We start from the raw sequence: 24,884 nt of genomic DNA, 5'->3' as shown, positions 1-24,884 counted from the left end.
GTTTTTTTATAGATAAATATGACTTTTATATGAATAACGCTTGAAAAAATTATAAACTTTTGTCTATTTCTCTTTTGTAGTCATTTTTTGTTCTATAATAAAGATAGCAACTCAATAAAAAAGAAAGAAGTGATATTCATGCGTAAGTCCTATTTATTAGCAGCGATTCTACTGGCTGGCACAAACACAATGTCTCCAATGGTCAATTTGGTCAACTCTACTCAGCATGAAAGTGTAATTTCTCGAGTTCAAGCTAAATCGATTCAACCGAGCGCTTCTCTTGGTGCAACTTTATCTGAAAATGATATTAAACGCACCTTACAGTTATTAACAGGTCAAACAATTGAGCAAAAAAATCAATATTTGATTGATGGAGAGATCATTAACCATTATCTAAACGATGGATCAACGCGTATCACACCTGTTTATTCGAGTGCGGTAATTGAACCAAGGGAACCTGGTTATGGGGTTCAAGTTCAAATTGTTACACCTCAAACTATTTTAAATGTTAATTCCCAAACCTATGCCAATGCTGCGATTACAGCTGGGGCGGAAGATGTCTTAATTCGAATCGCCTCACTCTACCCTGTCACCGGTGAAGGTGCTTTGGCAGGTGTTTATAAAATGTATGAAGCTGCAGGACAAGCATTGAATCCCCAAAACGTTACAACAGCGCAAAATGAAATTAAAACGGTCATTCAAGTTAAAGAAACTAAAGAATTAACCGAAAGTCAAATTAACGAAATTCAAGCTTTACTAAAAACCAGCTTACATCAATATTTAGGTGAAGGAAATGACACCAGTCAAGCGGCTTTGGATCAATTAATTCAACAAACCATTGAAAACTGGGCTAAAGAACATCAACTTACCCTCTCTCAAACCGTAATTCAATTATTAACAACGTATGCACGAGAATATGCTCAATCTGAAGCAGCTCAAAATGCTCGTACTGAAAAACAAATTGATGCAAATTCATCTACGAAGTGGACGGCTGAACAAGCCATTGATTTATTCGAAGGTGTCTTCTTATATCACACCAATCAATACGCAAAAATTGATCCTAACCAATATGATCGTAAAGCATGGTCAGTAATTGATAACCATGACCAAACGATTACATTGTCCCTTCAAGGGGTTGGAAAGTATGAATTCACCTATCGTGATCATCAAGTAATTATTACTGCCTATACTGACACGCAATCACCTGAAAAAGTAACAGCAATGTATACGATCGATAAAGTTAGCTATTTGATTTTACATGAAAAACATTTTGATTTACTCGATTCTAAAGAAGGTTTCGATTCATTCACGGAAGAAACAGCTTTTGACTATTTGCAAAAAGCTGTAGTAGGTTCAAATAATGATCTCATTCAATCTTGGATTGAACCTGTAGAGGATGGTTCGTATTTAGTCGAGTTAGTCTACCAAACAAAAGATAACCAAGATGATACGACCAATTATGGATTATTTAGTGTCCAACCTGATGGTTTAATTACAGAGGTGAATAATTACGCTCATGTGATGGGACATCCTTATTATAACGATGACCTCCATTCAAACTCCATTCTCAAACATTTGGCCTGGACTTCTGAAAAACAACAAGCCCTCGAACAATTTATGATTCGTTGGCAAGCTGAAATGGGACAAGAATATATCGCGGCAACACCGAATAATCCTGCGAATATGTATGGTATTACTTTCCCTGAACAATTAACGGAAGGGTTATTGGCTGTTAATGATCAAAAGGTAGCCGCAACTTGGAATCCAAATGGTGAATTATTACCAGATACATACAACATTGTCGCTGCATACTACCAAGTTAACGGCCCAGAGATGGCGGGACATTTCTACTTAATGACCATCTATAACGGACAATCAGTAGTACTGCACTCACAACAAAATCAAGGGCTTCCTGATGGACTTGTTCACTTTACCCCAACTGAAAATATTGCATTAGCGAATGCCTTTACAGATATCGCCAACAATCGATTCACTACAACAAACGTTGTAGGCTACCGACCTACGACTCCAAATGAGGAGACCAGCATTGAACCGATTTCTCCAAGTGAAATCGAACAATATCCAAATACAGAAGATCCTGTGTGGGACGCTGTTAAAGATGAACAAATGAAAGGCTATTTCGGTTCTTACGAAGTTGAAACAGGTGAGCAATATATCCAAGCAACCCCTGCTAGTCAACAATCGATGTATGGTGTAGATTTCCCTACAGGGGTAATTGAGCGACTCGCAGTGAGTGATCAACAAGTTCCAGCGCGCTGGGCTAATTTTGATGAACCCCTTAAAGCAGACGTCTATAATATCGTCGCAGCCTATCGCCAAACACCACCTGAGAACTTAGAATATTTCCCTCATTTTTACTTGTTAGCAATCTACAATGGGGAACCCGTAGTATTGCATTCACAACAAAATCAAGGGGCAGAAGATGGGTTAATCCATTTTGAACCGACTCAAACCGAGTACTTGCGACAACAATTTGAAGCTACCTATCAAGCCACCCCTCCGACTGATGATGATTCTAATGATTCTGCTCAAATACCATGGAATAATGAAAAAACTGAGCAATTGAATACTTTTATGACAGAATGGCAAAAAGATATGAACCAAGAATATCTTCCTGCCTCACCAGAAAATCCAGCGAATATGTATGGTGTCGAATTCCCTGCACAAATTACGGATGACTTTTTAGCGGTAGCAGATCAGCCTGTCCAATCCGTTTGGAATCCGGACGGCCCACTGGTTCAAGACACCTATAATATTGTTGCATCCTATTATCAAATTAACGGTCCGTCAATGCAGACCCACTTCTATTTGATGACGATTTATAATGGCGAGCCGATTGTTTTGCACTCACAACAAAATCAAGGGATGCCAGACCAAAAAATCCACTTTGAACCTACACAAAATGCTGCACTGCAAGAAGGTTTCCGTAATATCTATCTTCAGTAACATTTGATGACAATCTTATGTACTACCCGTTAAATATTGATTTAACGGGTAGTTTTTGTTTGTAAAAAGATTGGATTAATCGTTTATTTGTGATAATATTAACAATGGAAAATAACAAAGGAGGTGCCTTTTTCATGTCTAAATGATGTAATATCTCTTGCGCTAGCATAGCGTACCCTACTTGGCACCTTTGCATCTTTTTACAAAATATTTTTCCAGATAGCAGACAGGGTCAAGTGACGAACTCGATCAACTAAAGGAGGATTCTTGAATGTATAGTCTTTTGGCTTTTCTGATTACCTTAGTACTTTTTTATATTTTATACAAAATGCAGCAACGCAAAATGTCTTTAATGGTCCGAGTATTAACCGCGACTGCAATGGGTGCCATTTTAGGATACTTTTTCCAAGGTCACACCGATTACGTCGTAATCTTTGGTAAAATATACGCCAACCTATTAATGGCCTTTGTAATCCCCTTACTACTCTTTTCAATTATTGCAACGATTATCAATATTGGAGACCTTAAAACTTTAGGTTCTATCGGAGGCAAAACATTAGGTTTTCTTTCACTCCATAATATTTTAGGTTCCGTTATTGCAATTATTATGGGTCAATTAATGAACTTAGGACTCAATGCAGGCATTGATATGGTTTCTACCGATGAACTTGCAGAAGTTCCTCATTTTTCACAAGTTATTGTCAGCTTTTTCCCACGTAATATTATCGATAACATGGCCAATAACAAAGTGATTCCAGTAGTTATTTTTGCTGTGATTATTGGTATCATTATTTTAATCTATGAAGACAAACAAGAAATCAAGCCATTTATTGATTTCATTGTGGCGGGAAATAAAGTAATGAATAAAACAATTGGCTCAATCGTTAAATTTACCCCATATGCAGTACTTTCTCTTTTAGCTAATCAAGTAGCTACATTAGATTTCTCGTTCGTAACTTCACTGCTTATTCTTTTATTGGCGGTTTATATTTGTTGCTTCTTCCATACCTTTATCACAACATCTGGTCTAATTACGTTGTTTGGACGTCATAATCCATTAATTGTTCAACGTAAATTATTCCCTGCGTGGTTAATTGGCTTCACTACCCAAAGCTCTATTGGTAGTATTCCTGCTAATATTCGCTGTCAGAAAGAATTGGGAGTACCCGAAAATATCGCTTCGATTTCGGCTTCTGTCGGTACTACTTTCGGAATGCCTGGATGTGCTTCAATCTGGCCAGTATTACTAGCTATCTTTACAGTCAATGCACTAAATATTGATTTCTCAGTTAACCAATATTTCCTAATGGTTGGCGCCGCTTTACTGGCTTCAATAGGAACCGTTGGTGTCCCAGGTACTGGTACTATCCAAGCTACTGCATTATTTGCAGCAATGGGGCTTCCAGTTGAGATGATTCTAGTTCTAAGTCCAATTGCTGGAATGGCAGATATGGCCCGAACTTCTACCAACGTACATGCAGGAGCTTCAACTGGATTTATGGTGGCAGCAAGTAATCATCTCATTGATGAGGAACAATTCCATCAAACTACCGCACAACTTGATGCATAGATATCACGCATTGTAATTATGATCTATTCTGGTCACTTTCTTTAATTGAAAGTGGCCTTATTTTATTCTTCGATATCGTATAATTTCGAATAGCTTCTAAAACAATTATCTTCATTTATATTTTATGGTATACTACCTCTAGTATGATTGGGGGTGAGGAATCTGTATTACGTAAGTACACAAAATCAAGCGCATCGTGTCACTGCTGGGGAGGCTTTATTGAATAGCATAGCTCCGGACGGAGGTCTTTATGTACCTGAACATATTCCGCATTTTGAAGTAGATTGGGAGACATTTTCCCAATTATCTTATCAAGAGATGGCAGAGAAAATTTTAGCACTTTTCTTTGATGATTTCTCATCTGAACAATTGAGCGATGCCATCAACTCTGCCTATCGCGAACGATTTAACCATTATCAAATTACTCCCGTTCGTAAAGTGAGCGATTATTATATTCTAGAGTTGTTCCATGGGCCAACGGTTGCCTATAAAGATATTAGTATGGCGATTTTACCTTATCTTTTTGAAGCTGCGCGAGCCAATATTATGCCTGACAAACAATTAATTTTAATGTTGAGTTCAACAGGTGAATCTGGAAAAGCTGCTCTCGAGGCTTTTAGAGAGTTTGATAACTTTCGTGTCTTACTCTTCTATCCAAAAGATATTATGTCGAGCCTACAAGAGAAACAGCTTAAAGTTCATCAAACGTATCCTAAAAAAGTTGTCTCGATTATCAATAACTTCCGAGAAACTGTCGGAACATTGGAGCATATCTTACTGGATCAACCCCTTACACAGCGCCTCGAAGAACAACATTGGCACTACAGCTCATTGAATGCCATTAATATTGGAAGAGTGATTCCTCAAATTGTCTATTACTATTATGCTTATGCCCAACTTATCCGCCAAAATGAAATTACGATTGGAGAATTAGTAGATTTTAGCATTCCAACGGGGAACGGGACCAACCTACTTAGCGCCTACTATTCGCGCAGAATGGGATTACCGATGGGAGAATTAATTTGCGTTAATAATGAAAATAACGACCTCTATCAACTCTTTACGACCGGCGAATTTGAACTCAATCGACCAACTTATCATACACTCAGCCCTTCTCTCGATGTCCGCCTACCACGTAATTTCGAGCGAATTCTATACTACTTGCTCAATGAAGACGCTGAGCATACAAAACATCATATGGATGAACTTAAACAAACTGGGCGATTCAAATTAGACCCCGAAGATTACAGTAATATTGATGATTTTATTGCAACGTGTATTACCAATGCAGAAACGAAAGCTCAAATTCGACAAACTTTTGAAAACCATATCTATTTACTTGATCCTCATAGTGCCGTTGCGATGGCAGGTATGCGTAAATTAAGACGTGAAGGACGGCTGACACATAAGCAAATGGTTATTGCAACCTCCAGCCCTTATAAATTCCCTTATGCGACGTTAGACGCCCTAAATATTCCAGTAGATGGTAAGACAGATCGGCAAATTTTAGAATTGACCGAAAATATTTTGCAGTACGATTTACCCGATTCGATTCTTGAATCGATTAATACCGTCGACAGCCATCTTTATTCAATAACACATCAAAAACTCAAGCCTTTCTTAGAAGAATGGTTCAATAAATTAGATTAACTTAAAAACTCCAGGTATACACTGAAAAAGTACGCCTGGAGTTTTGTGTTTTATTCTTTCTCGACATAATGAAACGCTAAACGTTCTCCACCACCGTTGATTAATTGAATCGTACCACAATATTCAAAACCTGAGCTTGATAAAAGATGAAGCATCGCCGTATTATCGCGATGTGTATCGATACGGATATTTGAAAAGTTTTGTTTCAATGACTCGATAATAAATCGTCCGGTGCCACGTTGGCGCGATGCCATGCGATGGACGGTTACATAAGGAGCAGTACTTAACCAGGAACCTTCAATTGTCGCATAGGAGGGCTCAGGCTGATTCATTAAACAATATGTCCCGACCAGATACGGTTTCTCATTTTTATCCGTTGAAACAACCACATAACTCTCTCCACGTTCAATATCTGATTCAATATGCTGTTTCAGCGGGTAATTCTCCCCCCATTGATTGAGATTCCCTTGATCTCGTTGCAGCGACTTGGCATAATCAATAATTTCCATGATATCCCACAAATCAGATAACTTAGCCGGTCGAAGTGATAGTTTCATTTTTATAACTCCTTTTGTTATTACATTCATTATATCTTAAGATTGATTTCAATCAAATAATCGTATAATCTAGTAAGTGATCATACATGAAGGAGCAAACATCATGCAATATATTACTGAAAGTCAAGCTAGAAGATTAGCTAAAGAATACATCGCAAACCCTGAACAAAAGTATATTACTTATAATATTCGCGAACGCAGTTATCGTTTAGTTGATTTTTATAAGTTTTATTTTCGTTTTAGTCGCCGGGAATCGGTCTGGAACATTCCAATCTACCATGTTGAGGAAATTTATTTAGAAGATCCTAACGAAGATGCCATGACCGAAGCCATAATGGCGGCCATTAATACGCGAGTAGACGATACACTACAATTAAAATTAAAAAGAAGTTTTACCAAAGACGATTGTAAAGTGATGTTAAATTACTATTTTTCAAGTAAATGTTACCTACTCTATTATGACTATTACTTAGGACGCGTAGTTTTAATTAAAGAGCGGGATAAAACATTAGACTTTATCAATTTAGTAGGTGTTCGCTACCATTTTATCGGTGACATGAACGATATTATGACGCAACGAATTGACATTGATGAGCATACTTTAATGACCTTTATGTCAATCTTTATGAATGAACAGACTCCGATTCGCTCGATCAGTGGCTTTAATGAAATTAACGAAAAAGTTCACGCTTACTTATGTCCTGAAATTCAAAAGCTAGATCAATGGTTGACGGATAAAGAAGTCATTGTGACTGATTAAATTCAAATTTGGTTAAATTAACTTTAAAAAATGGCTGGAACCCATAGGTCCAGCCTCTTTGTTTATTTAAAAATATTTTCTGGATATACCACTTCAACTAGAAATAATCCTTCAGGTTTTGCGGTAGGTCCAGCAAGATTGCGATCTCGAACTTGTAGTAACCGTTCCATATCTGATACCGGACGAATCCCATCGCCAATTTGTAATAGCGTCCCCACTAAAATACGTACCATATTATATAAAAAACCATTACCACTAAACGTGAAGATTAAATGATTCGCATCTTCTTGATATACGATGGCTGCTTCAGTAACCGTCCGAACTTTATCTTCTTGTTGGGTCTTAGTTGAGCAAAAACTGGTAAAGTCATGCGTTCCCTTAACAGCTTGAATTGCTTCCTCAATACGCGCGATTTCAATCGGATAAGGATGATGGAGGGTATATAATCGCGTAAATGGATTTGGAAAATCATTTAAGTCCACAATGTAGCGATAAGTTTTACTGATCGCATCGTAGCGTGCATGAAAAGTGTTACTCACACAAGCAACAGCTACCACACGAATCGAATCATCAAGAATACTATTTAATCCTCTACGCAGCCCTTCAGATGGAATTTCATAAGGAAAATCAACGTGTACAACTTGTCCTAGTGCATGAACACCTGCATCCGTACGCCCTGATACTGTATTAGCAACTCGCGTTGTCGAACTAACTTTTGCAATTCGCCTTAAAGCCCGTTCTAACACCTCTTGAATTGATAATCCATTGTCTTGTACTTGATACCCAACATAGTTCGTGCCATCATATTGGATTTTTAACGCATAACGAGGCATTTGCTCATTCCTTTCCAGAAATTAAGTAAAGTATCGAATCAATAACAGTATGATTGTAAGCAATACGAGTGATAGGAAAGCTATGGAATCCCGGCGAGTATACTGTAATTGGCGGTATTGGGTACGCCCTTCGCCGCCTCGATACCCTCTTGCTTCCATCGCAATCGCCATCTCATCCGCTCGATTGAAAGCACTAATAAATAATGGCACTAAAATTGGAATTAATGACTTGATACGTTGAATCAAACTTCCTTCATCAAACTCAACCCCTCTTGCACGTTGGGCATTCATAATCTTTTCAGCCTCATCCATTAAAGTAGGGACATAGCGTAGGGCAATCGACAACATCAACGCAATTTCATGCGACGGAAAACCAAATCTTGATAAAGGTCTGAGCAGTTGTTCGATGCCATTAGTTAGTTCAATCGGTGACGTCGTGAGTGTTAAAACAGTAGACATTGTTATAATCAAGACTAAGCGCATAAAAATATAAGCCGCATTCGTCACACCTACCGAAGTGATACGAATGATTTTCCACTGAAAATAAACGGTGCCTCCGGTGGTAAAAAACAGTTGAAAAACAACTGTAAACAAAATTATCCATAACATCGGACGGATCCCTTTTAGGAAATAACGCATTGAAATTCCGGTGAAATAGATTACTAAGAAAGCATAGATCACTAGAGCTAAATAACCCCACCATGAATTCGCTAAAAAGACAATTAATATAAAGTAAAAACTAGCCAATAATTTCGTCCGAGGATCCAATCGATGAACAAAGGATTCTCCTTGAATATACCTTCCTATTAATAGCTTAGTATTCATTGGTATCATCCCCCTCCTTTGTTCCCATCGCTTTCATCTTAATAATTTGGTCTGCTAAGGCTTCAATTGTTAAAGGGAGATACACTGTTGGCGCAGGACGATCGGACAACTCTAATAACTGGTGATAAAATTCAGCAGCATGTGGGAGTGCTAGTTGTTTACTTTCAAGCCATTGCTGACTCTCAAATAATGTTGCTGGACTCCCCTCTTTGACAACGCGCCCTCGTTCCATCACAATCGCATGATCGGCGTAACGAGCGACATCTTCCATTTTATGGGTGACGAGAACTAACGTTAGTTGGTAATCCTTTTGGAGTTGCATGAATAAGTCCATCATCTGTTTTTGACCAGCGGGGTCTAAACCTGCGGTTGGCTCATCTAAAACCAAAACTTCAGGTCGGCAAGCTAAAACACCTGCAATGGCTACGCGACGCATTTGACCACCACTAAGCTCAAACGGTGAGCGTTCAAAGAGTTCATCTGGAATACCTACTAGACGCAAAATTTCTATTGCATCCTGACGTGCCTCTTCTGGCGATGCGCCGAAATTAATCGGGCCAAACATTACATCTTTTAAGACTGTTTCTTCAAAAAGTTGTGATTCAGGAAATTGGAAAACAATACTTACTTTTTTACGTAATTGCTTTAAATTCGTGTGTTTTGAATCTTTTGTAAAGACTTCACCATCAATGGTCATTCGTCCATGGGTCGGTCGTAGTAGCGCATTTAAATGCTGAATGAGCGTTGATTTCCCAGAACCCGTATGCCCAATAATCGCAGTGACTTTACCACGTGGTATTGAAACACTGACTTGATCTAGCGCTCGAACTTCAAAGGGAGTCTTCTCATTGTAAATATGGCTTACTTGGTCAAATACGATGTGCTGATCCATCTTAGGAGCTCCTCCTCACTTAAATAATCCTCAGGAACGGTAACACCCCGATTTTCTAGTTCTTTCATCAGTTGAACTGCAAATGGAACATCTAATCCAAAATCAATTAACTGTTCGCCATAATGGAAAATTTCTTCAGGTGTTCCCTCATACATTAAGTGACCCGCTTTTAATACAAAAATTCGATCTGCCTTCGCCGCTTCGTTAATATCATGCGTGATTGAAATGACGGTTAAATTATATTGTTGCTTAAGCTCTGCAATTGCCTCAATCAATTCTTGACGTCCGAGTGGATCCAGCATCGACGTTGCCTCATCTAAAATGATTACTCCAGGTTTTAAAGCTAGCACTGAAGCAATCGCTACACGTTGCTTTTGACCTCCCGATAATCGTGCGGGTTCTTTCTTAAGATGCGGTAACATTCGAACTTGTTCAAGCGATTCATGAACGCGTTGAATCATTTCTTCTCGCTCGATGCCCATATTTTCTAATCCAAAGGCGACATCATCTTCAACCGTAGCCCCCACAAATTGGTTATCCGGATTTTGAAAAACCATACCGATTAACCGACGAACATCCCAAACTGTATCATGATTTAATTCTTCCTGATTAATCAGCACTTGGCCTTGATTAGGTATTTGAAGTCCATTCATCAATTTTGCTAAGGTTGATTTACCCGAGCCATTTGGGCCGATCACAGCGATCCATTCTCCAGCATTGATGGATAAATTAATTTGGTTTAAAGCGTTACGCTCAGCTTGATTATATTTAAACGAAACATCTTTTAATTCAATGATTGGAAGTGTCAAGTATTTCCCTCCTATAGCTAATAATACGAACGCCGTATTTTTTATCGTTAAATTGTCATTCAAATTATGAGTTAAATCATAATTTAACGATAAAAAAACCACTTATACGATGAAGCGTGGGTTGGGGTGAACCCCCAACCCCAGCACGAATAGGCTGTGCTTTAGAGCTAGACTAGTTACTTAAGTACTAATCGTAACACTCTCCATCATTAAGTGTTTCAAAAATCTATCTTATCGATTACACTAATTCTAAAATAACCATTTGTGCGGCATCACCACGACGAGGTCCTTTTTTAAGAATACGTGTATAACCACCATTACGTTCTGCATAGCGTGTAGCATAATCATCGAATAGACGATCTAATACAGATTGAATAATTAGTTCATCTTCTTCAACACGCACATCTGCTAATTCACGACGTAAGAATGACGCTGCTTTACGACGAGATGCTAAATCTCCCTTTTTACCAAGCGTAATCATTTTATCAACAAATTTTCTCACTTCTTTTGCGCGAGCTTCTGTTGTTTCAATACGTTCGTTAATTAATACGTCTGTGGTTAAATCACGTAACATTGCTTTACGTTGTGAACTGGTACGTCCTAATTTACGGTATGACATTCATTTTCCTCCTTATCACTGACTGATTGACGAAGTGGACTTTAATCTTCTTCTTTTAGGCTTAACCCTAACTGATCTAGTTTGTTCTTTACTTCAGCTAAGGACTTACGACCTAAGTTACGAACTTTCATCATCTCTGCTTCGGTCTTATCAGTTAATTCTTGAATGGTATTAATTCCTGCACGTTTTAAGCAGTTATAAGAACGGACTGATAGATCAAGTTCTTCAACAGTCATTACAAGAACTTTTTCTTTTTCAGTTTCTTCCTTCTCTACCATAATTTCTGCTTCTTTAGCTTCTTCAGTTAAGTTAACAAAGATATTTAAATGTTCGGTCAAAATTTTTGCGGCCAAACTTAAAGATTGTTCTGGGCTGATTGATCCATCAGTCCAAATATCCAAGGTTAAGCGGTCATAAACATTCTTTTGACCAATGCGTGTATTCTCAACTTGATAGTTAACTTTCTCCACAGGAGTATAAATTGAATCCACTGGCAATACGCCGATTGGCATATCTTCAGTTTTATTATATTCACTGCGAACATAGCCACGCCCTTTAGATACATTCATACGCATACTTAGCGTTGCGCCTTCAGCAAGTGTACAAATATATAAATCTGGATTTAAAATTTGAACTTCATTGTCATGAATAATGTCAACTGCGGTAACCTTTTTGGGACCTGTTACATTTAATTCAATGACTTTGCTTTCTTCTGTATATAATTTAAGGGCTAATTGCTTCAAGTTTAAGATAATAGCTGGAATATCTTCTACTACCCCATCAACGGTGGCAAATTCATGCAGAACACCGTCTACTTGAATATTTGTAATTGCTGCTCCGGGTAATGAGGATAATAAGATACGACGTAATGAATTTCCAAGGGTTGTGCCATAGCCACGCTCTAGCGGCTCAATCACAATCTTGCCATATTTCTCATCTTCGCTGACTTCTACTATTGTAATCTCTGGTTTTTCAATTTCGATCATTAGCAATAAGGTCCCCTTTCAATACGCTAGTCCAATAATAATTTCAAGCAACAATTTATTTGAGGCTTATTACAATTATACACGGCGGCGCTTCGGTGGGCGACATCCGTTATGAGGAATTGGAGTCACGTCACGAATTGCTGTTACATCTAAACCAGCAGCTTGTAAAGAACGAATTGCAGATTCGCGTCCTGAACCTGGTCCTTTAACTGCAACTTCAATGCTCTTCATACCATGTTCCATTGCACCTTTAGCTGCAACTTCAGAAGCCATTTGTGCGGCGAATGGAGTTGATTTCTTAGAACCACGGAATCCTAAAGATCCTGCAGAAGACCATGATACCGCATTACCTTGCTCGTCTGTAATCATCACAATCGTGTTATTAAAAGTTGAACGAATATGAGCTATACCGCGTTCAATGTTTTTTCTATCACGACGACGTCTACGAGTTTGTTGTCTTTTAGCCATGAAATACATTCCCTCCTTATCAGATTAATTATTTTTTGCCAGTAATGGCTTTTTTAGGTCCTTTACGCGTACGAGCGTTGTTTTTTGTGTTTTGACCGCGAACTGGTAAGTTACGACGGTGACGCATACCACGGTATGAACCAATTTCTTGAAGGCGTTTAATGTTTAAGCTGACTTCACGACGTAAGTCACCTTCCACTTTAATGCCATCTACTACTGCACGAATTTTATCTAATTCGTCGTTAGTTAAGTCTTTGACACGAGTATCTGGATTCACGCCTGCCTCTTCACAAATATGCAAAGCAGTCGTTTTACCGATACCGTAGATATATGTTAATGAAATCACTACTCGCTTATCACGAGGGATATCTACACCGACTATACGAGCCATAGTGTTGTTTCCTCCTTTGTATTATTATCCTTGACGTTGTTTGTGTTTCGGATTTTCACAAATTACCATCACTTTACCATTGCGTTTGATTACTTTACATTTTTCGCAAATTGGTTTTACTGATGCTCTAACTTTCATAATATTTCCTCCTTAGTTCGAACTTCTATTTGAAGCGGTACGTGATGCGACCCTTAGTTAAATCATAAGGAGACATTTCTACTGTAACTTTATCCCCTGGTAAAATACGGATATAGTTCATACGAATTTTACCTGAAACATGAGCCAAAATTTCATGACCGTTCTCTAATTCAACTCTGAACATGGCATTAGGTAACGTTTCTAAAATTGTTCCTTCAATTTCAATGACATCTTCTTTAGCCACTCTTAATTCCCTCCTTATTTATACCAGTGAATAACGTAAGTAATTAAGCGTGCGGACTTTCTCCTAGAATGTCGCGAACTTCCCGATATACGTTTTCAATCTGATTATCACCGTTTACTCGATGGAGTAATCCTTTAGCTTCATAGTATTCAAGAATCGGACGAATTGAGTCCATTTGTAATTGAATACGGTGTCTCACTTTTTCTGGTTTATCGTCTTCACGTTGGTAGAAATCATTTGATCCACATGTATCACATACTCCCGCAGTGGAAGGTGGATTATATAACTTGTGGTATGTAGCGCCACAGTTACGGCAAATAATACGCCCACTTAGACGATCTTCAAGTGTTTGAGCATTAACATCAATATAAATGACTGCATCTAGAGTTTCATTTAACGCTTTTAAATTTTCTTCTAAAGCTTTAGCCTGATCGCTTGTTCTTGGATAGCCATCTAACATGAATCCATTTTCTTTAACATCAGGTTGCGATAAGCGCTCAGATACGAGACTATTTGTCACTTCATCAGGAACGAGATTGCCTGCATCCGTGTATTCTTTCGCTTTTAATCCAAGCTCTGTTTCATTTTTGATTGCTTCTCGGAAAATGTCTCCAGTTGCAATATGAATCATTGGATAATCGCGTGAGATTTGTTCACTTTGCGTCCCTTTACCTGCTCCAGGTAAACCCATCAATAGTATGTTCATTTAATTATCAGTCCTTACTCTTAATTATATAGGAATCCTCGGTAACGACGTTTGATCATACGTCCTTCAATTTGTTTTGCTGTCTCCATTGCAACACCTACGACAATAAGTAAACTCGTTCCACCTAAAGCCATATTTGTTGGAATCTTCCAAATCAAACCGACAATAATAGGTGCAACAGCAATGACAACAAGATATAAAGCACCAACAAAGCTGAGTCGATTTAATAAATAAGTAATATACGATTCTGTATCTTTACCTGGACGTACTCTTGGAATATATCCGCCTTGTTTTTGTAGGTTTTCAGCAACCTTCTCTGGATTTACTTGGACCAAAGCATAGAAATAAGTAAATGCAATTAATAATACGGTATAAAATACTGCACCCATCCAGTGTTGTAAATTAAATAAATTCATAAAGAATTGTTGAACTGGACCAGCATCTTGCGTATTCATTAATGAGAAAATTGTTTGTGGCGTTGTAATAAATGATGAAGCAAAAATCACGGGAATCACACCAGCTGCATTAATTTTTAAAGGTAAATGAGCAGTATGTTTTGCACCCGATGCCTTCTTAGAATGATGGATTGGGATTCTCCGTTGACCACTTTCCATCACAACGACAACAACAATCGCTAATACAAGTAAAACAATCACTCCTAATAGAATTAATACTCCATTACGTAATTTTTCACCCGTTGCGCCATGAATCATTGCGCTAAAGAAACGATAAACGTCTTGTGGTACTTGTGCGACAATCCCAGCGAAAATAATCATTGAGAGGCCATTTCCCACACCTTTACGCGTGATTTGTTCTCCTAACCAAACTAAGAACATCGTTCCTGTGGTTAAAATTAGTGCGATTGTTATATAGGTGCTCATCGACGGATTTTTAATTAATCCTAAGCCCGATAGGCGGTTGAAGCCAAATGATAATCCAAGCGATTGTATAAAACCGAGTATAATACCCAGATAAGTCGTTGCTTGATTGAGTTTACGGCGTCCAACTTCACCTTGTTCAGCCCATTCAGTAAACTTAGGCACTAGATCCATCTGTAATAGTTGCATAATGATTGAAGCGGTAATGTAAGGAGATACTCCCATGGCGAATAATGAGTATCGCTGTAGAGCTCCTCCTGCAAAGGTATTTAACATTCCTAAAATACCTGTATTTCCTAACTTAGATAATGCCTGTGCATTAACACCTGGAACAGGAATATGTGTTCCAAGACGAAAAATAGCAAAGATAAATAATGTAAAACCAAGTCGTTTACGAATATCTTTATCTGCGAGTGCATTTTTTAGAAAGGAGAACATTACATCACCTCAACAGATCCGCCTGCTGATGTAATAGCTTCTTCAGCAGCTTTAGAGAATTTAGCAGCTTGGACTGTTAATTTCTTCTCTAATTTACCTTGTCCTAAGATTTTCACACCAGATAATTCCTTGTTTACAAGGCCAGCCTCTTTTAAGAGTTCAAAATTAACCGTTGTTCCATCTTCGAAGCGATTTAAATCTTCAATATTTACAATGGCATAGTCTTTACGGTTGATATTTTGGAATCCACGTTTTGGTAAACGACGGAACAATGGTTGTTGTCCACCTTCAAATCCTAAACGTACTCTTCCACCTGATCTGGATTTTTGTCCTTTTTGACCGCGTCCAGCAGTTTTACCATTTCCTGACCCTGATCCACGTCCTACACGGTTGCGTTCGAAACGCGAACCTTCTGCAGGTTTCAATGTATGAAGTTTCATCTAGGCACCTCCTTATTATTAGAATAATGTTATACTTCTTCTACTTCTACTAAGTGACTGATTGTATTTACCATACCGCGAATTGCTTCGTTATCAGGTTTAACAACCGTCTTATTTGGTTTTCTCAAGCCTAATGCATGAGCTGTTTTAATTTGGTTTTCTTTACGACCAATCAAACTTTTCTTTAATGTAATTTGTAAATTTGCCATTACATGTCCTCCTATCCTAGAATTTCTTCTACTGATTTCCCACGTAATTTGGCAACTTCTTCAGCTTCTTTTAACTGCATTAATCCGTTAACAGTCGCTGTGATCATGTTAATCGGCGTATTAGAGCCTAGAGATTTACTTGTTACATCTGCGATACCAGCTAACTCTACTACCGCACGAACTGGTCCACCAGCTGCAACTCCGGAACCGGCCGTAGCTGGTTTAAGTAATACTCGCCCGCCACAGAATTCGCCGATCACTTCATGAGGGATCGTTGTTCCAGTACGAGGAATTGAAATCATTCTTCTTTTTGCATTTTCAATCGCTTTGCGGATGGCTTCAGGAACTTCTTGCGCTTTACCTGTACCAAATCCTACATGACCATCACGATCTCCGACAACAACTAACGCTGAGAAACGTAGACGACGTCCACCTTTAACAACTTTAGTAACACGGTTGATCGCAACGACACGTTCTTCGATTTCACCTAAAGTGTTAGGATTAACATATTTCATGAATCGGTATTCCCCTTTCTTCTAAAATTCTAATCCATTCTCACGAGCAGCTTCAGCTAATGCTTTAACTCGTCCGTGATATGCATATCCACCACGGTCAAAGACAACTTCTTTAATGCCTTTTTCAGTAGCTTTTACGGCAATTGCCTTACCGACTGCTTGTGCTTGTTCAGTTTTTGTTCCTTTTTCATCTTGACTAGAGGCACTGACTAGCGTCACACCCGCTACGTCATCAATTAATTGAGCGTAGGTGTTTGTATTAGATCTAAATACACTTAAGCGTGGGCACTCTGCAGTACCAGAAATTTTATTACGGATACGTTGATGTCTTTTCTTACGTAATTTATTACGTTCTGGTTTGTTAATCATTTTGTCACCTCTTTAATTTATTTATTATTTACCAGTCTTACCTTCTTTGCGGCGTACATATTCACCAACATAGCGAATACCTTTGCCTTTGTAAGGCTCTGGTGGACGAACGGCGCGAATATTCGCTGCTAATTCGCCAACTTTTTCTTTGTCATATCCTTCAACAACAACTTGTGTGTTTGAAGGTACTTCAACATTAATACCATCAGCTGGTTCGAATTCAACTGGATGTGATAAACCAACGTTTAATACTAATTTATTACCTTGTTTTTGCGCACGATATCCAACCCCTACTAATTCAAGTTCTTTCTTGAAGCCAGCAGAGACACCTTCGATCATGTTATGAACTAATGAACGAGTGGTACCATGGATAGAACGGTTTTCTTTTTCATCGTTTGGACGTGCAAAAGTAATGATATTATCTTCAATTTTAAGCTCGATAACCGGTGAAAGTTCACGAGTTAATTCACCTTTAGGACCTTTAACTGTTACAGTTTGATCCTTAATATCTACGGTTACTCCTGATGGAATTTCAATAGGTCTATTTCCTATACGACTCACAGTACCGTACCTCCTTAATTATAATGTGTTATAAGTAAATTACCAAATATAGGCAATTACTTCTCCGCCCACTCCTTGATTGCGAGCAGCTTTATCAGTAATTACTCCAGCAGATGTTGAAATAATCGCAATACCTAAACCATTCAATACTTTTGGAACATCTTCAGATTTTGCGAACACACGTAAACCTGGTTTTGAAATACGTTTTAATCCAGTAATTACTTTTTCGTTGTTTTGACCATACTTAAGTTGGATGGTAATTTCATTTTGTTTATTATCTTCTTTTACTTCGAAGTCTTTAATGAACCCTTCTTCTTTAAGAATCTCTGCAATCGCAACTTTCATCTTAGAAGATGGCGCTGAGACAGAAGCATGATGTTGTGCGTTAGCATTACGAATTCGTGTTAGGAAATCTGCTATCGGATCTGTCATTGTCATGTGATATAACCTCCTTTATTAAGAGTTGTAGATTACCAGCTAGCTTTTTTAACGCCTGGTATTTGTCCTTTGTAAGCTAGTTCACGGAAGCAAATACGGCATAATTTGAACTTACGATATACAGAGTGTGGACGTCCACAACGTTCACAACGAGTGTACTCTTGAACTCTAAACTTTGGTTTACGTTGATTCTTTTCAATCATTGATTTTTTAGCCAATATATTTCGCCTCCTTATTATTTTCTAAATGGCATGCCTAATTCTTTTAGTAAGGCATGAGATTCTTCGTCAGAATTTGCAGTGGTTACAATCACAATGTCCATTCCGCGAACTCTGTCAACATTGTCATAAGAAATTTCTGGGAAAATTAATTGTTCTTTAACACCAAGTGTGTAGTTTCCACGACCATCAAAAGCTTTGTTGCTAATCCCTTGGAAGTCACGTACACGAGGTAAAGATACTGAAATTAATTTATCTAAGAAATCATACATTCTTTCACCACGTAAAGTTACTTTACAACCGATTGGCATTCCATCACGTAAACGGAATCCAGCGATTGATTTCTTCGCTTTAGTAATAACAGGTTTTTGACCTGAAAGTAATGTCAATTCATCGACAGCTTTTTCTAAGTTTTTTGCGTTAGAAACAGCGTCGCCGACACCCATATTGATGACGATTTTTTCAATTTTAGGAACTTCCATTACAGATGTATAATTGAATTGTTCAACTAATTTATTAATGACTTCATTAGTGTATTTTTCTTTTAAACGATTTGCCATTCTTAGAATATCCTCCTTCCTCGAGATTAGTTAATTACTTCGTTTGACTTTTTAGAATATCTTACTTTTTTACCATCTTCAAAGCGATAACCTACACGAGTAGGCTCTCCAGTAGATGGATCAATAAGCATAACGTTAGATACGTGGATTGGAGCTTCGAACTCTTCGATACCACCTGTAGACATTTGTGTTGGTTTTTGGTGGCGTTTATGAATATTTACACCCTCAACTACCACACGGTCTTCTTTAGGTAAAGTTCTTAACACTGTACCTTCTTTACCTTTATCTTTTCCTGTGATAACTCTAACTTTATCTCCTGATTTAATACGCATTTATGTCTCCTCCTTCTCTCTATAAAATTACAGAACTTCTGGAGCTAAGGAAACAATACGCATAAAGTTATTGTCACGAAGTTCACGAGCGACTGGACCAAAAATACGTGTTCCACGAGGTGATTTATCATCACGAATAATTACACACGCATTCTCGTCAAATTTGATGTATGAACCGTCTTTACGGCGTGTACCAGATTTCGAACGTACAATTACCGCTTTTACGATATCGCCTTTCTTAACAACTCCACCTGGTGTTGCTTGTTTAACTGATGCAACGATGACATCTCCAATGTTAGCAACTTTACGTCCAGATCCACCTAGTACTTTGATTGTTAGAACTTCTCTTGCTCCTGAATTATCAGCAACTTTTAATCGACTTTCTGTTTGAATCATTTGATGTCCTCCTTCCGATTAACCCATTATCATTAAATAATAACGGCTTCTTCAATGATATCTACTAAACGGAAGCGTTTCGTTTTAGATAATGGACGTGTTTCCATAATACGCACGATATCGCCTTCTTTAGCGCGGTTTTCTTCATCATGTGCGGTATATTTCTTAGAATACTTCACACGTTTACCGTAGATCGGATGAACTTTACGAGTTTCTACAACAACTGTAATTGTCTTGTCGTTTTTTGCAGAAATAACACGTCCACGGTACACTTTACGTTGTTTGCGTTGTTGTGTTTGTTCTTCAGCCATTCTATTCTGCCTCCTTTAATTATTTACTAGATGACAGTTCTTGCTCTCGAAGAACAGTCTTAATACGAGCAATTGTCTTGCGAACTTTACTTAATTGGGCAGTGTTTTCTAATTGACCCGTTGCCAATTGGAATCGAAGATTGAATAATTCTTTCTTTAATTCTTTCTCTTTAGCAACCATCTCTTCAGTAGATAATTCTCTAATTTCATTAATTTTCATTCGATTCACCACCATATCCTTCACGTACGACAAACTTCGTCTTAACTGGGAGTTTGTTCGCAGCTAATCGTAATGCTTCTCTTGCAACTTCTTCGGAGACACCATCGATTTCAAACATGATTTTACCACGTTTGACTGGAGCTACCCATCCTTCAGGTGCACCTTTACCAGAACCCATACGTACTCCGATTGGTTTAGAGGTATAAGATTTATGTGGGAAAATCTTAATCCATACTTTACCGCCACGTTTCATGTAACGGGTCATCGCAATACGTGCAGCTTCAATCTGGCGGTTAGTGATCCAGCTAGATTCAGTTGCTCTTAATCCGTATGTCCCAAAATCTACGTTTTTACCGCCTTTTGCTTCTCCGCGCATTTTACCACGGAACTCGCGACGGTACTTCACTCGTCTAGGTACTAACATGATTAGTTATCTCCTTCCTGAACATCGTTTGATTGTGGAAGAATTTCACCACGGCAAATCCAGACTTTAACTCCTAACTTACCATAAGTAGTATCTGCTTCTTCCCAAGCATAGTCGATATCCGAACGAAGCGTATGTAATGGAACTGTACCTTCACTATAGTGTTCAGTACGAGCCATATCAGCACCGTTTAATCGACCTGAAACTTGTGTTTTAATCCCTTGTGCTCCGGCACGCATTACACGTTGGATTGCTTGTTTTTGTGCACGACGGAATGCAACACGATTTTCTAATTGATGTGCAATATCTAATGCAACTAATTTTGCATCTAAGTTTGCATCTTTAATTTCAACAATATTAATATGAACTTTTTTGTTTGTTAATTTGTTTAATTCATTACGTAAAGCATCTACTTCAGATCCACCTTTACCAATTACCATTCCTGGCTTTGCAGTATGAATCGATACGATAACACGGTTCGCTGCACGTTCGATTTGAATCGTAGATACGGATGCATCAGCTAATCGCTTATAGATGTACTCACGAATTTTTAGGTCTTCGTGTAGGTAGTCAGCATAATTTTTATCTGCGTACCATTTCGCATCCCAGTCGCGAATAACGCCAACGCGTAGTCCTATTGGATGTACTTTTTGACCCATATTATGCCTCCTCTTTCTCAGATACCACAATTGTGATGTGGCTGGTTCTCTTGTTGATTGGTGAAGCTGAACCACGAGCACGTGGACGGTAACGCTTCATTGTTGGTCCTTCATTGACATAAGCTTCTGTAACGTACAATGATTCTACGTCTAAATCGAAGTTATGTTCTGCGTTAGCAATTGCTGACATTAAAACTTTTTCTACCACTGGAGATGCTCCGCGCGGTGTGAATTTTAAGATCGAAATTGCTTCAGAAATATGCTTACCTCTTATTAGATCGACTACTAGGCGAACTTTACGAGGGGCAATTCGAACTGTTTTAGCTGTCGCTTTTGCGGATGTAATTTGTTCTGACATCTTATTCCCTCCTGTTAACGTTTCTTAGTCGTTCTATCGTCTTTTGTGTGACCTTTGTATGTACGAGTAGGTACAAACTCTCCTAATTTATGGCCAACCATGTCTTCTTGAATGTAGACTGGAACGTGTTTACGTCCGTCGTATACTGCAATTGTTAACCCGATGAAGTTCGGGAAAATAGTAGAACGACGAGACCAAGTTTTAATTACTTGTTTTTTCTGTGCGTTGGCTTGTTCTTCAACTTTTTTCATCAAATGGTCATCAATAAATGGCCCTTTTTTCAAACTACGACTCACAGTGTAGCCTCCCTTCGAAAATTCTCTTAACTAGTTAGTAATTATTTTTTACGTCCTCGGATGATTAACTTGCTAGATTTCTTCTTAGCATTACGTGTTTTAACACCCATTGTTTTCTTGCCCCAAGGTGACATTGGACTTGGACGACCAATTGGTGCGCGTCCTTCCCCACCACCGTGTGGGTGATCGTTCGGGTTCATTGCAGAACCACGTACGTGTGAACGTTTAGATAACCAGCGACTACGTCCTGCTTTACCAATGTTGATGAGTTCGTGTTGTTCATTACCAACAGTACCGATTGTCGCACGACATGTAGAAAGAATCATACGAACTTCACCAGATGCAAGACGAACTAATGTGTATTTACCTTCGTGTCCTAATACTTGAGCGCTGGCGCCAGCTGAACGAACAAGTTGTCCACCTTTACCTGGTTTCATTTCAATATTATGTACCACAGTACCTACTGGAATATGTTCAAGTGGTAATGCATTACCTAATTTAATGTCTGCATTTTCACCAGACTCAATTTTATCTCCAACTTTAATTCCTCGTGGCGCTAAGATATATGTCTTAACCCCATCTTCATAATGCACTAAAGCGATATTAGCTGTTCGGTTTGGATCGTATTCAATCGTAGCGATGGTTCCGATAACGCCATCTTTATTGCGTTTGAAATCAATCACACGGTAAGCACGTTTATGTCCTCCACCTCTGTGACGAACAGTAATTTTACCTTGGGCATTACGTCCCGCTCTTTGTTTCTTTGACTCTAATAATGATTTTTCAGGTTTATTTGTTGTGATTTCTGAGAAATCATAGCCAGTCATATTACGACGACCATTTGTGATCGGTTTGTATGTCTTAATTGGCACGTGAATTCCCTCCTATAATAGTTTTCTATTCTTCACTGTCAGCGTCAGTTTCTGAAGCGAACAATTCAATATTCGCTGAACCTTCAGCTAAGGTGATAATTGCTTTTTTGTAACGACGAGTAAAACCTTGGTAACGCCCCATGCGTTTTTTCTTAGGCTTCACGTTGACTGTATTTACTTTGGCAACCTTCACTCCATCAAACATCACTTCAACAGCTTGTTTGATTAAGTTTTTGTTAGCACGACGATCTACTTCAAAAGTATATTTACCTTCATCGATATCATACATAGATTGTTCTGTAATTACAGGACGTAGAATAACTTCTGAAAATTCCATTATGCTAATGCCTCCTCTACAGTTTCTAATGCTTGTTTAGTAATTAAGATTGTATCGTAATTAACCACATCGAGAACATTGACATTACGTTCGTCAATTACTTTAACGTTTGGTAAGTTACGAGCTGATAGATATGCGTTATCGTTATCCCCTTCAAGCACGACTAAAGTTTTTCCTAAGTTCAAGTTTGTCAGGATATCTTTGAACGCTTTTGTTTTTGGTGCTTCGAAAGCTAAACCTTCAATTACTTTAATTTGATCTTCTGCAGCTTTCATTGATAATGCAGAACGAATTGCAAGTCTTCTAACTTTCTTCGGTAATTTATATGCGTACGAGCGAGGTGTAGGTCCAAATACTACGCCCCCACCAACCCATTGTGGTGAACGGATTGATCCTTGACGTGCGCGGCCCGTTCCTTTTTGTCTCCAAGGTTTACGGCCTCCACCGCGTACTTGACTGCGGTTCTTAACAGCATGCGTTCCTTGACGCATTGAAGCACGTTGCATGATGACTGCATCGAAAACTACGCTTTCGTTCGGCTCAATCCCGAAAATTGCATCATTTAATTCAATTTGTCCATTTTCAGTACCATCTTGTTTATATAATGTAACTTTTGGCATATTCTCGTTCCTCCTTCCTGAAATTAGTTCGCTTTAATCGCTTGTTTGATTTCTAATAATGATTTCTTAGGTCCAGGTACGTTTCCTTTAATTAGGATTACATTGTCTTCTGCGTTCACTGCAACAATTTCTAAGTTTTGAATTGTTACACGCTCGCCACCCATTTGCCCTGGTAATTTTTTACCTTTCATAACGCGTGATGGCGTAGAAGCTGCCCCCATTGAACCTGGGCGACGGTGGTAACGAGATCCGTGAGACATTGGTCCGCGGCTTTGTCCGTGACGTTTGATTGCTCCTTGGAATCCTTTACCTTTTGATGTACCCGTTACATCAACGATGTCTCCCACTGCGAACGTTTCAACTGTGATTTCTTGTCCAACTTCGTATTCTCCTAGCTCGACATCACGAAATTCGCGAATGAAGCGCTTAGGAGTAGCATTTGCTTTTGCTACATGACCTTTATGGGGTTTGTTAGCTAATACTTCACGTTTGTCGTCGTAACCTAATTGCACCGCCTCGTATCCGTCAGTTTCGCTTGTTTTAACTTGCAAAACAACGTTTGGTTGCGCTTCGATTACTGTTACAGGAATTAATTCTCCGTTTTCCGTAAAATATTGCGTCATCCCTACTTTTTTTCCTAAGATTCCTTTGGTCATGAGTACACCTCCATTTTCCTTTTTTATTATAATTTGATTTCTACGTCAACACCACTTGGTAAATCTAATTTCATTAATGCATCAACTGTTTTAGCTGTTGGATTAACGATGTCAATTAGACGTTTGTGGGTACGCATTTCGAATTGCTCACGTGAATCTTTATATTTATGTGGTGAACGAATAACAGTATAAAGCGAGCGCTCTGTAGGTAATGGGATTGGCCCAACCGTTTCTGCTCCCGTTCTTTTCGCTGATTCTACGATTTTCTTAGCTGATACGTCTAAAGCACGGTGTTCGTAAGCTTTTAGACGAATACGAATTTTTTGATTTGCCACAATAGTTCCTCCTCGTCATTAATCATT

Annotated in this window: 38 protein-coding genes; 4 read left to right on the top strand and 34 right to left on the bottom strand. The window is 38.5% G+C overall.

All coding sequences use genetic code 11. The features are described 5' to 3' along the window. The first annotated feature begins 138 nt into the window (after positions 1-138). The 3 genes from HMPREF9707_RS01120 (at position 139) to HMPREF9707_RS01110 (ending at position 6,187) form a co-directional block, all read left to right on the top strand. Entirely contained in the window at positions 139-2,967 is a 2,829-nt protein-coding gene (locus HMPREF9707_RS01120; protein WP_006700888.1) for a DUF1002 domain-containing protein, read from the top strand. A gap of 271 nt (positions 2,968-3,238) precedes the next feature. Next, positions 3,239-4,537 carry a dicarboxylate/amino acid:cation symporter gene (locus tag HMPREF9707_RS01115; protein ID WP_006700886.1) on the top strand — a complete coding sequence of 433 codons (1,299 nt, stop codon included), beginning with the start codon at positions 3,239-3,241 and terminating at the stop codon, positions 4,535-4,537. A 153-nt stretch (positions 4,538-4,690) separates the two neighbouring features. Beyond that, positions 4,691-6,187, top strand: coding sequence for a PALP domain-containing protein (locus HMPREF9707_RS01110; protein WP_198003475.1), 1,497 nt, complete (start codon positions 4,691-4,693; stop codon positions 6,185-6,187). Between the two features lie 50 nt (positions 6,188-6,237). On the opposite strand, the gene HMPREF9707_RS01105 is transcribed toward HMPREF9707_RS01110, so the two are convergent. Further along, positions 6,238-6,744 (bottom strand): GNAT family N-acetyltransferase, encoded by a 507-nt coding sequence (locus HMPREF9707_RS01105; RefSeq protein WP_006700884.1) that lies wholly within the window; start codon positions 6,742-6,744, stop codon positions 6,238-6,240. Between the two features lie 103 nt (positions 6,745-6,847). Between HMPREF9707_RS01105 and HMPREF9707_RS01100 the strand changes: the two genes are divergently transcribed. Beyond that, positions 6,848-7,504: a hypothetical protein gene (locus HMPREF9707_RS01100; RefSeq protein ID WP_006700883.1), complete on the top strand. Its 657-nt coding sequence runs from the start codon at positions 6,848-6,850 to the stop codon at positions 7,502-7,504. Positions 7,505-7,566: 62 nt separating this feature from the next. Here HMPREF9707_RS01100 and truA read toward each other — a convergent pair whose 3' ends face one another. The 33 genes from truA to rpsJ all read right to left on the bottom strand — a co-directional run bounded on the left by truA (position 7,567) and on the right by rpsJ (position 24,857). After that, a complete protein-coding gene (gene truA / locus HMPREF9707_RS01095) occupies positions 7,567-8,337 on the bottom strand; it encodes a tRNA pseudouridine(38-40) synthase TruA (protein ID WP_006700882.1) in 771 nt (256 codons plus the stop codon). Between the two features lie 21 nt (positions 8,338-8,358). Further along, complete coding sequence (locus HMPREF9707_RS01090; RefSeq protein WP_006700881.1) at positions 8,359-9,162, bottom strand: energy-coupling factor transporter transmembrane component T family protein; 804 nt, start codon at positions 9,160-9,162, stop codon at positions 8,359-8,361. Continuing rightward, positions 9,152-10,054 carry an energy-coupling factor transporter ATPase gene (locus tag HMPREF9707_RS01085; protein WP_006700880.1) on the bottom strand — a complete coding sequence of 301 codons (903 nt, stop codon included), beginning with the start codon at positions 10,052-10,054 and terminating at the stop codon, positions 9,152-9,154. Before HMPREF9707_RS01085 ends, HMPREF9707_RS01090 begins: the two co-directional genes overlap by 11 nt. Continuing rightward, complete coding sequence (locus HMPREF9707_RS01080) at positions 10,024-10,863, bottom strand: energy-coupling factor ABC transporter ATP-binding protein (protein WP_006700879.1); 840 nt, start codon at positions 10,861-10,863, stop codon at positions 10,024-10,026. Before HMPREF9707_RS01080 ends, HMPREF9707_RS01085 begins: the two co-directional genes overlap by 31 nt. Before the next feature lie 238 nt (positions 10,864-11,101). Then, complete coding sequence (gene rplQ, locus HMPREF9707_RS01075) at positions 11,102-11,482, bottom strand: 50S ribosomal protein L17 (protein WP_006700878.1); 381 nt, start codon at positions 11,480-11,482, stop codon at positions 11,102-11,104. Positions 11,483-11,523: 41 nt separating this feature from the next. After that, complete coding sequence (locus tag HMPREF9707_RS01070) at positions 11,524-12,468, bottom strand: DNA-directed RNA polymerase subunit alpha (protein ID WP_006700877.1); 945 nt, start codon at positions 12,466-12,468, stop codon at positions 11,524-11,526. Positions 12,469-12,543: 75 nt separating this feature from the next. Further along, positions 12,544-12,936 carry a 30S ribosomal protein S11 gene (rpsK, locus tag HMPREF9707_RS01065; protein WP_006700876.1) on the bottom strand — a complete coding sequence of 131 codons (393 nt, stop codon included), beginning with the start codon at positions 12,934-12,936 and terminating at the stop codon, positions 12,544-12,546. 28 nt (positions 12,937-12,964) lie between these two features. Then, positions 12,965-13,327: a 30S ribosomal protein S13 gene (gene rpsM, locus HMPREF9707_RS01060; protein WP_006700875.1), complete on the bottom strand. Its 363-nt coding sequence runs from the start codon at positions 13,325-13,327 to the stop codon at positions 12,965-12,967. Between the two features lie 24 nt (positions 13,328-13,351). Next, positions 13,352-13,465: a 50S ribosomal protein L36 gene (gene rpmJ, locus HMPREF9707_RS01055; protein WP_022155406.1), complete on the bottom strand. Its 114-nt coding sequence runs from the start codon at positions 13,463-13,465 to the stop codon at positions 13,352-13,354. A gap of 25 nt (positions 13,466-13,490) precedes the next feature. Further along, positions 13,491-13,709 (bottom strand): translation initiation factor IF-1, encoded by a 219-nt coding sequence (infA, locus tag HMPREF9707_RS01050; RefSeq protein WP_006700874.1) that lies wholly within the window; start codon positions 13,707-13,709, stop codon positions 13,491-13,493. A 43-nt stretch (positions 13,710-13,752) separates the two neighbouring features. Further along, positions 13,753-14,415 (bottom strand): adenylate kinase, encoded by a 663-nt coding sequence (locus HMPREF9707_RS01045; protein ID WP_006700873.1) that lies wholly within the window; start codon positions 14,413-14,415, stop codon positions 13,753-13,755. A 20-nt stretch (positions 14,416-14,435) separates the two neighbouring features. Beyond that, positions 14,436-15,731 (bottom strand): preprotein translocase subunit SecY, encoded by a 1,296-nt coding sequence (gene secY, locus HMPREF9707_RS01040; protein WP_006700872.1) that lies wholly within the window; start codon positions 15,729-15,731, stop codon positions 14,436-14,438. Then, the gene (gene rplO / locus HMPREF9707_RS01035; protein ID WP_006700871.1) at positions 15,731-16,171 is read right to left on the bottom strand and encodes a 50S ribosomal protein L15; all 441 of its coding nucleotides are present in this window, start codon (positions 16,169-16,171) and stop codon (positions 15,731-15,733) included. Before rplO ends, secY begins: the two co-directional genes overlap by 1 nt. A gap of 29 nt (positions 16,172-16,200) precedes the next feature. Then, complete coding sequence (rpmD, locus tag HMPREF9707_RS01030; protein ID WP_006700870.1) at positions 16,201-16,380, bottom strand: 50S ribosomal protein L30; 180 nt, start codon at positions 16,378-16,380, stop codon at positions 16,201-16,203. Positions 16,381-16,391: 11 nt separating this feature from the next. After that, complete coding sequence (gene rpsE / locus HMPREF9707_RS01025; RefSeq protein WP_006700869.1) at positions 16,392-16,895, bottom strand: 30S ribosomal protein S5; 504 nt, start codon at positions 16,893-16,895, stop codon at positions 16,392-16,394. A 21-nt stretch (positions 16,896-16,916) separates the two neighbouring features. Continuing rightward, positions 16,917-17,264 (bottom strand): 50S ribosomal protein L18, encoded by a 348-nt coding sequence (gene rplR, locus HMPREF9707_RS01020; protein WP_006700868.1) that lies wholly within the window; start codon positions 17,262-17,264, stop codon positions 16,917-16,919. Positions 17,265-17,288: 24 nt separating this feature from the next. Then, positions 17,289-17,825, bottom strand: a complete 537-nt coding sequence (gene rplF, locus HMPREF9707_RS01015) for a 50S ribosomal protein L6 (protein WP_006700867.1) — start codon at positions 17,823-17,825, stop codon at positions 17,289-17,291. A 39-nt stretch (positions 17,826-17,864) separates the two neighbouring features. After that, positions 17,865-18,263 (bottom strand): 30S ribosomal protein S8, encoded by a 399-nt coding sequence (gene rpsH / locus HMPREF9707_RS01010; RefSeq protein WP_006700866.1) that lies wholly within the window; start codon positions 18,261-18,263, stop codon positions 17,865-17,867. Positions 18,264-18,295: 32 nt separating this feature from the next. Then, positions 18,296-18,481 carry a type Z 30S ribosomal protein S14 gene (locus HMPREF9707_RS01005; RefSeq protein WP_006700865.1) on the bottom strand — a complete coding sequence of 62 codons (186 nt, stop codon included), beginning with the start codon at positions 18,479-18,481 and terminating at the stop codon, positions 18,296-18,298. A 17-nt stretch (positions 18,482-18,498) separates the two neighbouring features. Next, positions 18,499-19,041: a 50S ribosomal protein L5 gene (gene rplE / locus HMPREF9707_RS01000; RefSeq protein WP_006700864.1), complete on the bottom strand. Its 543-nt coding sequence runs from the start codon at positions 19,039-19,041 to the stop codon at positions 18,499-18,501. Between the two features lie 26 nt (positions 19,042-19,067). Beyond that, positions 19,068-19,373: a 50S ribosomal protein L24 gene (gene rplX, locus HMPREF9707_RS00995; RefSeq protein ID WP_006700863.1), complete on the bottom strand. Its 306-nt coding sequence runs from the start codon at positions 19,371-19,373 to the stop codon at positions 19,068-19,070. A 27-nt stretch (positions 19,374-19,400) separates the two neighbouring features. Beyond that, positions 19,401-19,769, bottom strand: a complete 369-nt coding sequence (gene rplN, locus HMPREF9707_RS00990; RefSeq protein WP_006700862.1) for a 50S ribosomal protein L14 — start codon at positions 19,767-19,769, stop codon at positions 19,401-19,403. Between the two features lie 32 nt (positions 19,770-19,801). Beyond that, entirely contained in the window at positions 19,802-20,080 is a 279-nt protein-coding gene (rpsQ, locus tag HMPREF9707_RS00985) for a 30S ribosomal protein S17 (protein ID WP_006700861.1), read from the bottom strand. A gap of 19 nt (positions 20,081-20,099) precedes the next feature. Beyond that, the gene (rpmC, locus tag HMPREF9707_RS00980) at positions 20,100-20,300 is read right to left on the bottom strand and encodes a 50S ribosomal protein L29 (RefSeq protein WP_006700860.1); all 201 of its coding nucleotides are present in this window, start codon (positions 20,298-20,300) and stop codon (positions 20,100-20,102) included. Then, positions 20,290-20,724 (bottom strand): 50S ribosomal protein L16, encoded by a 435-nt coding sequence (gene rplP, locus HMPREF9707_RS00975; protein ID WP_006700859.1) that lies wholly within the window; start codon positions 20,722-20,724, stop codon positions 20,290-20,292. The genes rpmC and rplP overlap by 11 nt, the downstream gene beginning before the upstream one ends. Positions 20,725-20,726: 2 nt before the next feature. Further along, entirely contained in the window at positions 20,727-21,383 is a 657-nt protein-coding gene (gene rpsC / locus HMPREF9707_RS00970) for a 30S ribosomal protein S3 (protein WP_006700858.1), read from the bottom strand. 1 nt (position 21,384) lies between these two features. Next, complete coding sequence (gene rplV, locus HMPREF9707_RS00965; protein WP_006700857.1) at positions 21,385-21,741, bottom strand: 50S ribosomal protein L22; 357 nt, start codon at positions 21,739-21,741, stop codon at positions 21,385-21,387. Positions 21,742-21,755: 14 nt separating this feature from the next. Further along, on the bottom strand, positions 21,756-22,037 hold the full coding sequence (gene rpsS, locus HMPREF9707_RS00960; RefSeq protein ID WP_006700856.1) for a 30S ribosomal protein S19: 282 nt from the start codon (positions 22,035-22,037) through the stop codon (positions 21,756-21,758). A 41-nt stretch (positions 22,038-22,078) separates the two neighbouring features. Beyond that, positions 22,079-22,909 carry a 50S ribosomal protein L2 gene (gene rplB / locus HMPREF9707_RS00955; RefSeq protein WP_006700855.1) on the bottom strand — a complete coding sequence of 277 codons (831 nt, stop codon included), beginning with the start codon at positions 22,907-22,909 and terminating at the stop codon, positions 22,079-22,081. A gap of 25 nt (positions 22,910-22,934) precedes the next feature. After that, the gene (locus HMPREF9707_RS00950) at positions 22,935-23,246 is read right to left on the bottom strand and encodes a 50S ribosomal protein L23 (protein WP_006700854.1); all 312 of its coding nucleotides are present in this window, start codon (positions 23,244-23,246) and stop codon (positions 22,935-22,937) included. After that, positions 23,246-23,866 carry a 50S ribosomal protein L4 gene (gene rplD / locus HMPREF9707_RS00945; protein ID WP_006700853.1) on the bottom strand — a complete coding sequence of 207 codons (621 nt, stop codon included), beginning with the start codon at positions 23,864-23,866 and terminating at the stop codon, positions 23,246-23,248. Before rplD ends, HMPREF9707_RS00950 begins: the two co-directional genes overlap by 1 nt. Positions 23,867-23,889: 23 nt before the next feature. After that, complete coding sequence (gene rplC, locus HMPREF9707_RS00940) at positions 23,890-24,522, bottom strand: 50S ribosomal protein L3 (protein WP_006700852.1); 633 nt, start codon at positions 24,520-24,522, stop codon at positions 23,890-23,892. Between the two features lie 26 nt (positions 24,523-24,548). Further along, positions 24,549-24,857, bottom strand: coding sequence for a 30S ribosomal protein S10 (rpsJ, locus tag HMPREF9707_RS00935; RefSeq protein WP_006700851.1), 309 nt, complete (start codon positions 24,855-24,857; stop codon positions 24,549-24,551). Positions 24,858-24,884: the final 27 nt, after the last annotated feature.

It is taken from the genome of Falseniella ignava CCUG 37419, assembly GCF_000301055.1.
In the GTDB taxonomy this organism is placed as follows: Bacteria; Bacillota; Bacilli; order Lactobacillales; family Aerococcaceae; genus Falseniella; species Falseniella ignava.
This window is presented reverse-complemented; position numbering and strand designations above follow the sequence as displayed.

What these genes read in the sequence shown, in the direction of transcription:
- rpsQ (WP_006700861.1), bottom strand. Translation starts at nt 20,080, where the DNA reads ATGGCTGAAGAACAAACACAACAACGCAAACAACGTAAAGTGTACCGT.
- rplO (WP_006700871.1), bottom strand. Translation starts at nt 16,171, where the DNA reads ATGAAACTTCATACATTGAAACCTGCAGAAGGTTCGCGTTTCGAACGC.
- rplR (WP_006700868.1), bottom strand. Translation starts at nt 17,264, where the DNA reads ATGATTAACAAACCAGAACGTAATAAATTACGTAAGAAAAGACATCAA.
- truA (WP_006700882.1), bottom strand. Translation starts at nt 8,337, where the DNA reads ATGCCTCGTTATGCGTTAAAAATCCAATATGATGGCACGAACTATGTT.
- rplN (WP_006700862.1), bottom strand. Translation starts at nt 19,769, where the DNA reads ATGATTCAAACAGAAAGTCGATTAAAAGTTGCTGATAATTCAGGAGCA.
- rplD (WP_006700853.1), bottom strand. Translation starts at nt 23,866, where the DNA reads ATGCCAAAAGTTACATTATATAAACAAGATGGTACTGAAAATGGACAA.
- rpsC (WP_006700858.1), bottom strand. Translation starts at nt 21,383, where the DNA reads ATGGGTCAAAAAGTACATCCAATAGGACTACGCGTTGGCGTTATTCGC.
- rpmC (WP_006700860.1), bottom strand. Translation starts at nt 20,300, where the DNA reads ATGAAAATTAATGAAATTAGAGAATTATCTACTGAAGAGATGGTTGCT.
- HMPREF9707_RS01070 (WP_006700877.1), bottom strand. Translation starts at nt 12,468, where the DNA reads ATGATCGAAATTGAAAAACCAGAGATTACAATAGTAGAAGTCAGCGAA.
- rplC (WP_006700852.1), bottom strand. Translation starts at nt 24,522, where the DNA reads ATGACCAAAGGAATCTTAGGAAAAAAAGTAGGGATGACGCAATATTTT.
- HMPREF9707_RS01105 (WP_006700884.1), bottom strand. Translation starts at nt 6,744, where the DNA reads ATGAAACTATCACTTCGACCGGCTAAGTTATCTGATTTGTGGGATATC.
- rpsM (WP_006700875.1), bottom strand. Translation starts at nt 13,327, where the DNA reads ATGGCTCGTATAGTCGGTGTAGATATCCCTCGTGATAAGCGAGTAGTG.
- HMPREF9707_RS01100 (WP_006700883.1), top strand. Translation starts at nt 6,848, where the DNA reads ATGCAATATATTACTGAAAGTCAAGCTAGAAGATTAGCTAAAGAATAC.
- HMPREF9707_RS00950 (WP_006700854.1), bottom strand. Translation starts at nt 23,246, where the DNA reads ATGGAATTTTCAGAAGTTATTCTACGTCCTGTAATTACAGAACAATCT.
- rplP (WP_006700859.1), bottom strand. Translation starts at nt 20,724, where the DNA reads ATGTTAGTACCTAGACGAGTGAAGTACCGTCGCGAGTTCCGTGGTAAA.
- rplX (WP_006700863.1), bottom strand. Translation starts at nt 19,373, where the DNA reads ATGCGTATTAAATCAGGAGATAAAGTTAGAGTTATCACAGGAAAAGAT.
- rpmD (WP_006700870.1), bottom strand. Translation starts at nt 16,380, where the DNA reads ATGGCAAATTTACAAATTACATTAAAGAAAAGTTTGATTGGTCGTAAA.
- rpmJ (WP_022155406.1), bottom strand. Translation starts at nt 13,465, where the DNA reads ATGAAAGTTAGAGCATCAGTAAAACCAATTTGCGAAAAATGTAAAGTA.
- secY (WP_006700872.1), bottom strand. Translation starts at nt 15,731, where the DNA reads ATGTTCTCCTTTCTAAAAAATGCACTCGCAGATAAAGATATTCGTAAA.
- rpsH (WP_006700866.1), bottom strand. Translation starts at nt 18,263, where the DNA reads ATGACAATGACAGATCCGATAGCAGATTTCCTAACACGAATTCGTAAT.
- HMPREF9707_RS01045 (WP_006700873.1), bottom strand. Translation starts at nt 14,415, where the DNA reads ATGAACATACTATTGATGGGTTTACCTGGAGCAGGTAAAGGGACGCAA.
- HMPREF9707_RS01120 (WP_006700888.1), top strand. Translation starts at nt 139, where the DNA reads ATGCGTAAGTCCTATTTATTAGCAGCGATTCTACTGGCTGGCACAAAC.
- rplV (WP_006700857.1), bottom strand. Translation starts at nt 21,741, where the DNA reads ATGTCAGAACAAATTACATCCGCAAAAGCGACAGCTAAAACAGTTCGA.
- rplQ (WP_006700878.1), bottom strand. Translation starts at nt 11,482, where the DNA reads ATGTCATACCGTAAATTAGGACGTACCAGTTCACAACGTAAAGCAATG.
- rpsE (WP_006700869.1), bottom strand. Translation starts at nt 16,895, where the DNA reads ATGAAATATGTTAATCCTAACACTTTAGGTGAAATCGAAGAACGTGTC.
- rplE (WP_006700864.1), bottom strand. Translation starts at nt 19,041, where the DNA reads ATGGCAAATCGTTTAAAAGAAAAATACACTAATGAAGTCATTAATAAA.
- HMPREF9707_RS01085 (WP_006700880.1), bottom strand. Translation starts at nt 10,054, where the DNA reads ATGGATCAGCACATCGTATTTGACCAAGTAAGCCATATTTACAATGAG.
- HMPREF9707_RS01115 (WP_006700886.1), top strand. Translation starts at nt 3,239, where the DNA reads ATGTATAGTCTTTTGGCTTTTCTGATTACCTTAGTACTTTTTTATATT.
- rpsK (WP_006700876.1), bottom strand. Translation starts at nt 12,936, where the DNA reads ATGGCTAAAAGACAACAAACTCGTAGACGTCGTCGTGATAGAAAAAAC.
- HMPREF9707_RS01090 (WP_006700881.1), bottom strand. Translation starts at nt 9,162, where the DNA reads ATGAATACTAAGCTATTAATAGGAAGGTATATTCAAGGAGAATCCTTT.